Below are 12,280 nucleotides of genomic sequence, written 5' to 3'. Positions count from 1 at the left end.
CGCGCTCCTGCCGCCGTGAATCGCTTCGTGCCGTTTCTCCGCAACCTTTGGCTTCGCTGCCGTGACGGCGCCCGCGCGCTGGGCGCCGGCGCGTGGCAACGCCTGCGCCATCCGACGCGCCGCGGCGTCGCGCTGACGCTCGCCGCGATACCTGTGCTCGGCCTGCTGGTCCTGCTCGCGTTCGTGCCGTTCACGCCGAGCATCGGCGATATCCGCAAGGCGCGCATCGACCGTCCCGCGCGCGTGCTGTCGGCCGACGGGCAGCTGATCGCCGAGTTCCGGCCCGTCAACCGCGAATGGGTGCCGCTCAAGCAGATCTCGCCGCACATGGTCGACGCGCTGATCGCGACCGAGGACCACCGCTTCTACGCGCATCACGGCATCGACTGGCGCCGCACGCTCGCGGCCGGCCTGCACACGTTCTCGGGCAGCCGCCAGGGCGGCTCGACGATCACCCAACAGCTCGCGCGCAACCTGTACCCGGATGAAGTCGGCCGCGCGCCGACGCTCACGCGCAAGATGAAGGAGCTGATCACCGCGTTCAAGATCGAGACGGTGTACAGCAAGGACGAGATTCTCGAGACCTACCTGAACACCGTGCCGTTCCTGTACAACGCGTTCGGCGTCGAAATGGCCGCGCGCACCTATTTCGGCAAATCGGCGAACCAGCTCGACATCGTCGAAAGCGCGACGCTCGTCGGGATGCTGAAGGGCAACAGCTACTACAACCCGGTGCTGAATCCGGAGCGGGCCGTCCAGCGCCGCAACATCGTGCTCGCGCGGATGGCGGCGATGGGCATGCTGTCGCCGCAGCAGCTCGCGCGATTGCAGCGCCGGCCGCTGCGCGTCGACTTCGAGCCGCAGACGGCACAGCCCGGCCCGGCTCCGCACTTCGCGGTGCAGCTGCGCAAGTGGCTGATCGCATGGGCCGACCGGAACAACTACGACCTCTACTCGGACGGCCTCGTCGTGCGCACGACGCTCGATGCACGGCTGCAGGACATGGCGACGCAGGCGCTGACCCGGCAGACCGAACGGCTGCAGGCGGTCGCCGACGGCGCGTGGCGCGGGCCGTCCGGCTGCGGGCTGCGCAACGACTTGTTCCGCGGCTTCATCCGGCAGACATCGGACTACCGCGACGCGCGCGATGCAGGGCTCGCCGATGCAGCGGCGCTGAAGCAGCTCGGCGCGAATCGCGCGTTCATGCAGGCGTTGTGCGAACGCAAGACGCAGGTGCAGGCCGGCTTCGTCGCGATCGATCCGCGCAACGGCGCGATCCGCGCGTGGGTCGGCAGCCCCGATTTCGGCAGCGAGCCGTTCGATCACGTCATGCAGGCGCGGCGCCAGCCGGGCTCGACATTCAAGCCGTTCGTCTATGGCGCCGCGTTCGCGGACGGGATGCGGCCGGGCGATACGTTCGTCGACCGCCCCGTCGCGATCCCGATCGACGCGCACACGGTGTGGCATCCGACCGATGCGGAGCCGCCGACCGACGCGCCGATGACGCTGCGCGACGCGCTCGCGCTGTCGCGCAATCGCATCACCGCGCAGGTGATGCAGCGCGAAGGCGCAGCCAAGGTCGCGCAGCTCGCGCGTGCGATGGGCGTGCGCGACAGCCCGCTCGACGCGGTGCCCTCGCTCGCGCTAGGCACGAGCCCCGTCACGCTGAAGGAGATGGTGTCCGCGTACGGGACGATCGCGAACCGCGGCGTGTACGTCGCGCCGCAGATGATCACGCGCATCGAGGATCGCGACGGCAAGGTGCTCGCCGCATTCGGCAGCGCGCCGCCCGAACGCGCGCTGCCGGTGGCCGCCGCGCAGACGCTCGTCGACGTGATGCGCGGCGTCGTCGATTACGGGACCGGTGCCGACATTCGCTCACGCTACGGGATTCGCATCGACGTCGCGGGCAAGACCGGCACGACGCAGGACAACACGGACGGCTGGTTCATCCTGATGCATCCGCAACTGGTGGCCGGCGCGTGGGTCGGCTTCGATGACGGCAGCGTGACGCTGCGCAGCGACTACTGGGGCGCGGGCGCGCACAGTGCATTGCCGATCGTCGGTTCGTTCTACGACGCAGCGCTGCGAGCGCGGGCGATCGACCCGCATGAGCAGTTCTCGCCCGACTTCCGGCCGCGCAGCGCACCGGCGCCGAAGCGGCGCGCGCCGCAGCATTCGGGCCTGTTCGACTGGTTGAGGTTCTTTCGCTGATCGGGATAGCTGCGCGCCGGGCTACCGAGGCGTCGTCGTCGCGTGCCCGTCTGCGTACAGCCACACGGGCACGCCGTCGTCGCGCAATGCGGCGACCGGTTCGTCCATGCTCCAGCGCCGCGCGATCTCGACAAGGCGAACGAACCACGGCATCAGCGTCACATGCCGTGCATTGTCGTCGCGATCGTCGTCGAACAGCGCATCGTCGCCGATCCGCGTGTAACGCGCCGGATGCAGCACGGTGCCGTCCGCGCGCAGCACCGTCGCCCGCACGTCGTTGCCGCCCTCGTCCTGCACGCAGGCCAGCCAGCCGTGATCGGCCCCCCAGAACAGGCCGGCCACGTCGTCGTAGCGCCCCTGCGCGACCGTCCCGCCTGTCTCGAGATCGCAGATCGCGAGTTGCCCCGGCTCGCCCGGCAGGACGCCGATCGCATAACGCGTGAACAGCTCGCCCGGCACGGGTTCGTCGTCGGGCAACCACGTCAGCGCCCCCATGTTGACGAAGTCGAACGGCGTCAGCACGCGGCCCTGCCCGTCGACGATCGCGCAACGCCCGTCGTCGCGCCGCACGATATGGCGGATCGCGCCGAGCGCGTCGAGCATCTCCGCCCGCTCACCGTCGGTCAGCGGAGCGACTTCCGCGTAATGCGGTTCGACAATCACCCGACCTTTCGCATCGACGAGACCGACGCGACCGTCGCGCCGTGCGACGAACGCGCCGCACGCTGACGACCATTCGAGCGCCGTCCACTCGGGCCGTGCGTGCCATTGCCCGTCGCGCCCGATCAGCCCCCACTGCTCGCCTTCGGCTACCGCCGCGACGGCGCCGTTCACGAATTCGTGCGCGTCGTCGAAGCGCGGCGGAATCGCCCACGCGCCACGCGCATCGACGAAGCCCCAGCGGCCATTCAGGCTCGCCGACGCGACGCCGCCGGTGAACTCGCCGAAATCGTCGAGCGACGGCTCGAGCGCCCACGCACCGTCCGTGCGCACGAGCCCGAACCGCTCGCCGACGCGCACGCAGGCGACGTCGCCGCTGAAATCCCACACCGCATCGAACGCTGGTTCGCGCACGATCCTGGCACCGTCGCCCTCACCGTCCCCATCGGCAAGCAGCAGGCCGACCTTGCCGTCGCGTGCGGCCCACAACAACCGGTCGTCGCGCGCGCCACTGGCCCACAGGTTCGTCCATTCGGGCGGCACGATCACGTCCCACGCGTCGTCGGTTTCGCGCCGCACGCCCCAGAGGCCGTTGCGTCCGCGAAAGCTGAACGTGTCGTGATCGAGCCAGTTGCCGTGCAGTTCGCCGGCGTCGAACATCTCGGCGAACGTCACGCGGCGCGGCGGGTTCTGGCGCTGGAAATAATGATGCGACACGCCGCCGAACCCAAAGCCCCACGCCCAGTCGCGCCAGTCGGCGGGCGTGTCGATCTCGAGTATGTCGCGCACACCGCGCACGTCGCGGAAGTCCATGCAGTTCGCGACGCGCCACCACAGGCGCGTGCAGGCATCGCGTTCCTCGTCGATGTAGTCGTTCGGATCGCCGTCGTCGAACCATGACAGTTCGTCGAGGTTCGCGGATAGTTGCGGCGCGCCGTGCGCATCGCCGAGCGCATCGATCGATTCGCCGAGATGGCGCACGACCGCATCGAACTGGCGCGCAAGCGCCGGATCGTCGCCCGGCAGCAGATACGCGGTGACGAACGCCGCGAGCCGGCTGATGCGTGCAAGCGCGGCGCGTGCATCGCTCACGAGATTCGGCGTGCCCGCGTCGCCGAACACACGCTGATCGGCAATCGCGTCGCCCGCGCCGCCGTCGGCGAGCAGCACGCGCCACAGCAGCGGGAAGTGGTTATTGGATTCCGCGAACTCGATCGTTCGCGCGACGTCGCCGTCATCGGCCTGCAGATACAGCCATGCTCGATTGCCCATCGGAAGGAGTCGCCTCGTTGTTATGTCGTCGTGTGCAGCAACCTGCCGGTCCGCTCGCCATCAGCGCGCGGCAACCGTCTTCACGGCGCCGGCGGCGAATCGCCGCTGCGCGCGACCGGATGGAGCTCGATGCCGTCGACCTGAAAGCCTTGCACCATCAGCAGCAGGACACCCGTGGTCGAATGCTTCGTCGTGAAGTTGCTGCCCGTGATCGACGTGACCTGATAGGGCGAGCCGATCGGCATCCTGATCAGTTCGCCGCCCGGCACGTCGAGCACGCACGCGTCGGCAGGCGGCTTCTCCGGACCGTCCATATCGAGCTCCGCCACGCGTGCCGGGGCCGTTTCGGCGCTCCAGCGGCCGGCATCACGCGCACGCAGCACGAAGCCGTCGCCCGTCTTCTCCACCCGCAGGGTCGCGGGCTTGCCGGCGGCCGGCGCGTAATCGCCCAGCAGCCCATCGCAAGCACTGCCGGCTCGCGCGGACAGCGAGACGAACAACATCAGACAGAAGACGGGGATACGCACGTGGAGCCTCTCGGAATCGAATTATTGTCGGAATGCCGGCGCGGGCGCGCGCGGCGGCAGCGACACGCTCGGGCGCTGCCGGACGCCAATATAGCGAATGCGATCGAGGTATGCCAGCCTGACACGCATAGCGCGGCGCGGAGAGACGACAGGACGCGTGCGCGGCATCCTGCTCCGCCCGTGCACGGCCCGGGGCCGTCTGGAAGAAGTGCCGACCGGTCGAGCGACCGGCCGGAAAGCATGCCCGGGCGCGCTCAGTCCGCCGCGAGCGTATCAGCCAGCATGTCGAATTCCGGCGCCCACGCCGCGCGCCATGCTGCCTTCGTGTCATCGTCGACCCACGCGCCGTCGATCCCGTTCAGCATGAACTGCTTCAGGTCGGCGATCGCGAAGCCGAAATGGCTGAACATCAGCTCCCACGCCTCGGACGGATTCACCTTGTGCAGCGTCGGGTCGTCGGTGTTCGGATGGATCTTCAGCCCGAGGCCCGGCATCTTGCGCATCGGATGCCGCTCCGCCCATTGGTCCGGCGGCAGCGTGCGCAAGTAGTACGAGTTGGTCGGCACGACCGTGAAGACGATCCCACGTTCCGCATAGCGCGCGCAGAGCTCGGGGTTGTCGACGATCGTATAGCCGTGATCGATGCGGTCGACGTGCAGCAGATCGACGGCCGTCTCGACGTTGCGCCACGGCATCCCGAACTCGCCCGCATGCGCGGTCGTGCGGAAGCCGGCCGCACGCGCGTCGCGATACGCCTTCCAGAACAATTCCGGCGGCCGGTCGTTCTCGCGATAGTCGATCCCGAGCCCCGCGACTTCGTCCGCGCGATTCGCCTTCATCCAGTCGACGATCGCGACCGCTTCGTCCGGGTCCTGCTCGCGGTCGATGCTCGGAATCAGGCGCGCGCCGATCCCGAAATCGCGCGCGGCATCGCGCATCCCCGTCACGATCGCGGCCTGCGCGTCCGCATACGGAATGCCCGACACGCGCACCGTACCCGTCGGATTCCAGAAGAATTCCGCATGCCGGACGTTGTGCGCGGCCGCATCCTCGAGATACTCGTATGCGATCCGCCGCAGGTCGTCGGGCCGCGTGAGCAGGTATCGGTCGAGCGCGCGCAGCACGTGCAGCACGCCGACCGGCTTCTCGCCGCGCGCATAGAACGCGTCGATCTCCGCGCGCTCGATCGGTGCGCCGCTGCGCTGCGCGAGCGCGACGAACGTGTCGTGCCGCACCGCGCCGAGCAGGTGGCAATGCAGCTCGACCTTCGGCAGCGCGTGGAAGAAGGCCCGATGAGCGGCCGTGATCTCGATGCCCGTGCGCGCGGCCGGGACGTTGCCTGGTGTTCCCTTCATGTGTGTCTCTTTTACGGTAGTGCCGATGCGTCGTGAACACCGTCTCTCAGTGCGGCTTCACGACGGTCCAGAAGTAGTAGCCGAGCGGCAGCGCGAGCACGACGAGCCCCCACGACACGTCGCGCCAGCGGCCGGCCAGCAGCTTGACGAGCACGTAGCACAGCAGCCCGCCCGCGATGCCGGTGCCGAAGCTGTTCGACATCAGCGTGAGCAGCACCATCGACATCACGGGCAGTGCATCGGTGAAGTCATCGAAGTGCGTATGGCGGATCGTCGCGAACATCGACAGCCCGATCAGGATCAGCGCCGGCGCGGTCGCCTCCTTCGGGATCGCGAGCGCGACCGGCACGAACAGCAGCATCGCGGCGAACAGCACGGCCGCCGCCAGCGACGACAGCCCGCTGCGGCCGCCGGCCTCGACGCCCGCCGCCGATTCGATCAGCGCGGTCAGCGCGGGAATGCCGAACACGGGGCCGAACGTCGCGGCGAGCGAGTCGACCAGGAACGGCCGGTTGATGTTCGGCAGGTTCCCGTGCCCGTCGAGCAGGTTCGCCTTCGCGCCGACCGCGAGCGCGGTGCCGAGCGTCGAGAAGAATTCCGCCGCGAAAAACGCGAACAGGTACGGCGCGGCCGCCAGCGTCAACGCGCCGCGGAGATCGAGCTTGAACGCGATCGGCGCGATGCTGTGCGGCAGCGACACGAACGACGCCGGCAGATGCGTGACGCCGAGCGGCACGCCGGCCGCGGCCGCGACGAGAATCGCGATCAGGATCGCGCCGGGCACCTTGCGCGCCTGCAGCACGATCGCGACCGCGAGACCGATCAGCGCAACGAGCGCACCCGGCCGCGAGAAGTCGCCGAGCGCGAACGCGTTGGTCTTCGCGTTCGCGACGACCATCCCTGCATTGCGCAGCCCGAGCATCGTCACGAACAGGCCGATCGATGCGCCGAGCCCGAGCTTGATCTGCACCGGAATCAGCCGCATCACGACGCCGCGCGCGCCGAAGATCGTCAGCAGGAAGAACAGCACGCCCGATACGCACGCGATGCCGAGGCCCGTCTGCCAGCCGACGTGTTCCGTCGTCGCGAGCGTCACGCCGATGATCACCGAGCCGCCGATGCCGGGGCCGACGAGGAACGGCAGGTTCGCGTAGAAGCCCATCAGCGTCGTGAACAGCACGAACACGATGATCGTCGCGGTCGTCGCCGCACCGCGCTCCATCCCGCCGGTCGCGAGCAGCGACGGGATCACGACAAGCAGATACGCGGCCGCGAGAAACGACGTGATGCCGGCGAGCGTCTCGGTGCGCACGCTCGTGCCGCGCGCCGCGAGCGCGAAGCGTCGTTCGAGCCAATTGGCCGGCGTACGCGCCGGCATCGTGTCAGTCGCTGACATGGTGGTTCTCCTGTGATTCCGATTATTGTCCTGTGTCGGTTCGCACGGCGCGGCCCTATACTGCCGCGTACCGCACCCGACCGTTATTGCCCGATGTCGTCCGACCGCTCGTCGCTGTTACCCGCACTCACGCTGCGGCAGGTCCAGCACTTCGTCGTCCTTGCGCATGCGCGCAGCTTCACGCAGGCCGCGCAGGCGCTGTCGCTCACGCAGCCCGCGCTCACCGCGTCGATCCGCCAGATCGAGTTCCTGCTCGGCGGGCGCCTGTTCGCGCGCACCGCCCATCGGCTCACGCTGACCTCCGCCGGCGAGGCCGTGCTGCCGCTCGCCGAACGCCTGCTGAACCAGGCGCGCGGCACCTTCGACGACATGACGCGGCTCATCGGCGAACGCATCCAGACGGTGCGGATCGCGTTCATCCCGTCGGTCGCCGGCCGCCTGCTGCCCGCGCTCAACGCACTGCGCGGCACGCATCCGGCGCTGCGCTTCACGCTCACCGACCTGCCGAACAGCGCCCTCGTCGAAGCCGTGCGCGACGGCGTCGCGGATCTCGGCATCGGCGTGCGCGAACCCGACAGCGACGACGGCACGCTGCACTATCGGCAGCTCTTCGAGGACGAGATCGTGATCGTCGTGCGGCACGACGATCCGCTCGCGGGCGCGAAGAGCGTCACGTGGGCGAAGCTCGTCGACCGCGAGCTGGCCGTGTTCGTGCGCGGCAGCGTCAGCGAGTCGCTGCATCGCACCGGCGGCGCCGCGAAGCTGCGCCTGAACGTCGCGTACCGGATGGAATACACGGAGCCGCTGTACGCGCTCGCGCGCAACGGCCTCGCGACCGCCGTGCTGCCGAGCCTCTACACGATGCATCTGCACGATCCCGAACTCGTCGCGCTGCGCGTGGAGAAACCGCGCGTCACGCGCGCGATCTCGCTGATCTCGCTCGCCGCCGACGATCGCGGCCCGCACGTGCGCACCTGCCGTGAGTGGATTGCGAAGCACATCTGATCCGGTTCGGTGCGTGGCACGTCTCGTTGCGACACGTTGCGTTCAAGGAAGCTTCGCGATGCGCTCGGCGAGCGTCGCGTAGAAGCGGTCCGCGTCGACCTCGTTGATCCACGTCGCGTTCGGCGCGCGGCCGCTGCGCCCGTTCCAGTCGATCACCGTCTCGCCGAGCGTCCACTGCCCGGTCGTCTCGACGACGACGTTCACCTTGCGTCCGTTGAACAGCGTCGGATCGACGAGATAGCCGACCGCCGTCGGGTCGTACATCGGGCCGTCGTCGACGCCGCGCCGCTTCCTGTTGTACGCCAGCTCGGCGTCCATGATGTCCGCGACGATCGCGCCGCAGCGATTGCCGAGCGCTCGGAACGGCGCGACGCGCGCCGGCGTGATCGGCGCCTTCACCGCGACGTCGCGCGGCAGCACGACGATCGGCACACCGCTGCCGAATACGATTTCGGCCGCCTGCGGATCGACGTAGATGTTGAACTCCGCGGCCGGCGTGATGTTGCCGCGCTCGAAAAACGCGCCGCCCATCAGCACGATCTCGCGCAACGCGCCGCGGATCTGCGGCGCTTCGACCAGCGCGGTCGCGATGTTCGTCAGCGGGCCGAGCGCGCACAGCGTCACGCTGTTCGGCGCCGCGCGGCTCAGCGTATCGACGAGGTAAGACACCGCATGCCCGGCCGCGAGCGGCGCGCGAGGTTCGTGCAGCGCGACACCTTCGAGGCCGGTCTTGCCGTGCACGTTCGCGGCCGTCACGAGTTCGCGCACGAGCGGGCGCGGGCAACCCGCGAAGATCGGCAGTGTCTGCGTGCGGCCGGCCCAGTCGCGGATGATCCGCGCATTGCGTTCGGTCAGCTCGAGCGGCACGTTGCCGGCCACGGCGGTCAGCGCGCGCACGTCGAGGCGGTCCTGCGCGCCCAGCGCGAACAGGATCGCGATGGCGTCGTCCTGCCCCGGGTCGGTATCGATGATCACCGTGCGGCGCGCGGCGTCACCGCCGGCCGCGAACGCGCCCGTTTCGGGCAGCAGCGCGGTGCCGGCCAGCGCGGCGGACAGTTTCAGGAAGGTGCGGCGGGATGCGATCGGATGGGTCATGGTCGGGCTCTCAGAATACGTGCCGCACGCCGAGCGTCGCCATCATCTGGCGCGTGCCGGTCGAGCGTGCGTACGCGAAGATTTGCGCGTGCTGCGCGTCGCCGGCCGCCTGCTGCGCGATCACCGTCAGCGCGACGTCGGTGCGTTTCGACAGGAAGTAGTCGGCCTGCAGGTTCACCTGATGCCATTTCGGCCGCTTGTCGATCACGTCGTACTTGCCGTTCGTGAACGCATACGCGGCACCGAGAAAGAGCTGCGGCGTCATCGTATAGACGACGTTCACGCCGATGTTCTGCAGGTGCAGATGCGAATTGTCGAGGTAATCGTAGCGCACGTCGGTAAACAGCGCCGCGAACTGCGCGCGGCCGATCGTGTAGAAGCCGCCCGTGCCCGCGATGCGCTGCCGGCTCGCGAATACCGCCGGTGACATCGCGCTCTTCGCGAAGATCAGCAGCGGCGAACCATAGTCGTTCGCGATCGCGCCGTCCGGATTCGTGCTGCTATAGGGATGGTTGTACTGCGCGTAGACCACGCTCCAGCGCAGCGGGCCGCGCTCGTAGCCGAGCCCGAAGCTGTATGCGCTGTTGTTCGCGAAGCCGGTCGCGTTGCTGAAGCCGTACAGCGCGGTGAACTTCAGGCCGTAGTAGACGGGGCTCACGTACTTCACCGAGTTCTGCACGCGGATGTCGTTGTAGCCGTTGTCGTTGTCGCCGATGTTCACGCCGTTGCTCGCGATGATCACGGGCCCGATGTAGTCGTGGATCGCGTCGTACTGGCGGCCGAACGTCAGCGACCCGGAGGTGCGGTCGGCGAGGCCCACGTAGGCCATGCGCCCGAACTCGCGGCCGTTCTGCGCGGCCGTGCCCGTCATCACGTTGAAGCCGTTCTCGAGCTGGAAAATCGCGGACAGCCCCTGCCCGAGATCCTCCTTGCCCTTCAGCCCCCAGCGCGGATTCTGGTTCGTGCCGGACAGCGCCTGCCACGCGTTCTTGCCGCCCTGATTGGTTGCGTACCCGACGCCGGCCGAGATGAGACCGTACAGCGTGATGCTGCTTTGCGCACCGGCATGGGTCGCGAAGGCGCCGAGCATCGCGAGCGGAGCGAGCTTGTAGAGAGTTTTCATGCGGGTCGTATGGTCGGTGAGAGTCCGGGCGCGGCAGGTTTTCCGCGAAACCGGACTCGACTATACGAATCGCGATCGCGATAATAAAAGTTTGCTTTTCTTATGTATCCATAAAACGGATTTATTCTTATCCGACCACCTCCCGCGGCGGACCGGCTGCCGTCAGTCCGCCGTGTCGCCGTTCTTCGGCAACTTCGACCATGCGTTGCGCCCCGCCGCCGGCGACCATGCCGGACGCGTCTTGCGCGCGCTGTCGATCACGACGAGGTAGCGGCCGGCGATCGGCGTGATGTCGCGATCGTGGCGCAGCACCCAAAGCGACTTGCCGGCTTCGACGCGCGCCTGATAGTCGTCGTCGAGAATGCCGTGCCGGTCGAGGAACGTGTTCAGCGACGCGGGAATCCGCACACAGCCTTTCGAGTGGCGGATGCCCAGCAGTGCCTCGAGACGGTCGGGGTCGGTCGCGTGCATCTGGAAACGCATCGGCGACTTGCCGCCCTTGCCCCAACCGCGCTCGCCATCCACCCAGCCGAAGTCATAGATGCGCATGTCGCGGTGGCCGTAGCCGCGAATGCCGTTGTCGTTCGTCGTGCCTTCCGCGCGGAAGTCCATGTTGTCGGGTGAGTGATGGAACACGCCGAGCGGCGTCAGGAAGTGATCGTACTTGCCGGGCCAGCCGGTGCCGACCGGCGACGCGCCGATCATCAGCCACGCATTGGTCGGCGTCGCGCGGAAGTAGATGAACAGCGCCTGCACGTTCGGCGCGCGGTCGACCATCACGATGTACTCGCCGGCGAGGTCGCCGAGGTTCGCATCGGCGAGGGCTTTCTGAAGGCGCACGCCGTACGCGCGCTGCTCGCTCGCGGGCACGTTCAGGCGCCGCGTGACTTCCTGCGTGAAGTCCTTGTGCATGTCGACCGCTCGCGCGGTGGCGTTCTTTGCTTCGTCGGCCGACAGCGGCGGGTGCCGGCGCGGCGGCGTGGGCGCGGGAGCCTCGGCTTCGCTCGCGGGCGTGCCGGAAGCAGCCGATGCGGGCGATGCCGCGGACGCCGGCGATGCGGTGGACGCGGCGGATGCTGCTGATGCCGCGCTGGCCGGTGCAGCATGATTCACGGCGGATGCTGCGGATGCCCCGCTCGCCGGCGCAGCATGATTCACGGCGGATGCTGCCGATGCCCCGCTCGCCGGCGCAGCATGATTCACGGCGGACGCCGCGGACGACGCGTTGGTCGGCGCAGCGTGATTCACCGCGGATGCCCCGGACGACCCGCTGGCCGGCGAAGCATGATGCACGGCCGATGCCGCAGACGCCCCGTTGGCCGACGAAGCACGATGCACGGCAGATGCAGCAGACGACGGCATTGCCCCCGACGATGCAGACGCCCCCGAAGCCGGATGCGTGGGCGACGCAGTTGATGAGGATGACGTAGCACCAGACGACGGCACGTCGGACGCGGCAAAGGCTGACCGCTCGACAAGCACGGAGATCGGGAGCGCGGCCGCGAGCCACATGGACGCGGCGACGGCGAGGGTACGGCAACGCGGCTTGGGCAGCAACCGCGTCAGGTCGGAAAGCATCATACGATCGAGGCCATCGGCCGATCCGGCCGCCGCATAGGGCGAACGGCGCGTC

General features: G+C 68.6%; 9 protein-coding genes. 2 read left to right on the top strand and 7 right to left on the bottom strand.

Going from position 1 to position 12,280, the window contains the following annotated elements; all coding sequences use genetic code 11:
* Nucleotides 1-15 precede the first annotated feature (15 nt).
* Nucleotides 16-2,214 carry a penicillin-binding protein 1A gene (locus SB771_RS32130; RefSeq protein ID WP_175658718.1) on the top strand — a complete coding sequence of 733 codons (2,199 nt, stop codon included), beginning with the start codon at nucleotides 16-18 and terminating at the stop codon, nucleotides 2,212-2,214.
* A 21-nt stretch (nucleotides 2,215-2,235) separates the two neighbouring features.
* Here the strand turns inward: SB771_RS32130 and SB771_RS32125 are convergent, their stop codons facing one another.
* From SB771_RS32125 to SB771_RS32110, 4 genes are all read right to left on the bottom strand, one after another.
* Nucleotides 2,236-4,146: a WG repeat-containing protein gene (locus tag SB771_RS32125; protein WP_175658717.1), complete on the bottom strand. Its 1,911-nt coding sequence runs from the start codon at nucleotides 4,144-4,146 to the stop codon at nucleotides 2,236-2,238.
* A gap of 80 nt (nucleotides 4,147-4,226) precedes the next feature.
* Nucleotides 4,227-4,673, bottom strand: a complete 447-nt coding sequence (locus SB771_RS32120; RefSeq protein ID WP_244096876.1) for a hypothetical protein — start codon at nucleotides 4,671-4,673, stop codon at nucleotides 4,227-4,229.
* 254 nt (nucleotides 4,674-4,927) lie between these two features.
* A complete protein-coding gene (gene add / locus SB771_RS32115; RefSeq protein ID WP_175658716.1) occupies nucleotides 4,928-6,028 on the bottom strand; it encodes an adenosine deaminase in 1,101 nt (366 codons plus the stop codon).
* Between the two features lie 46 nt (nucleotides 6,029-6,074).
* Complete coding sequence (locus SB771_RS32110; RefSeq protein WP_175658715.1) at nucleotides 6,075-7,424, bottom strand: NCS2 family permease; 1,350 nt, start codon at nucleotides 7,422-7,424, stop codon at nucleotides 6,075-6,077.
* A gap of 93 nt (nucleotides 7,425-7,517) precedes the next feature.
* Here SB771_RS32110 and SB771_RS32105 point away from each other — a divergent pair, with 93 nt between their 5' ends.
* Complete coding sequence (locus SB771_RS32105; RefSeq protein WP_011659585.1) at nucleotides 7,518-8,429, top strand: LysR family transcriptional regulator; 912 nt, start codon at nucleotides 7,518-7,520, stop codon at nucleotides 8,427-8,429.
* A gap of 42 nt (nucleotides 8,430-8,471) precedes the next feature.
* Here SB771_RS32105 and SB771_RS32100 read toward each other — a convergent pair whose 3' ends face one another.
* The 3 genes from SB771_RS32100 to SB771_RS32090 form a co-directional block, all read right to left on the bottom strand.
* Nucleotides 8,472-9,524: a nucleoside hydrolase gene (locus SB771_RS32100; RefSeq protein ID WP_175658714.1), complete on the bottom strand. Its 1,053-nt coding sequence runs from the start codon at nucleotides 9,522-9,524 to the stop codon at nucleotides 8,472-8,474.
* A gap of 10 nt (nucleotides 9,525-9,534) precedes the next feature.
* Nucleotides 9,535-10,647, bottom strand: coding sequence for a porin (locus SB771_RS32095; protein WP_175658713.1), 1,113 nt, complete (start codon nucleotides 10,645-10,647; stop codon nucleotides 9,535-9,537).
* Nucleotides 10,648-10,809: 162 nt separating this feature from the next.
* Nucleotides 10,810-12,228, bottom strand: a complete 1,419-nt coding sequence (locus SB771_RS32090) for a hypothetical protein (protein WP_410721239.1) — start codon at nucleotides 12,226-12,228, stop codon at nucleotides 10,810-10,812.
* Nucleotides 12,229-12,280: the final 52 nt, after the last annotated feature.

Source organism: Burkholderia sp. SIMBA_051, from assembly GCF_046534915.1.
In the GTDB taxonomy this organism is placed as follows: domain Bacteria; phylum Pseudomonadota; class Gammaproteobacteria; order Burkholderiales; family Burkholderiaceae; genus Burkholderia; species Burkholderia ambifaria.
Note: the sequence above shows the minus strand (reverse complement) of the source record. Positions and strands in the feature narration are given on the sequence as shown.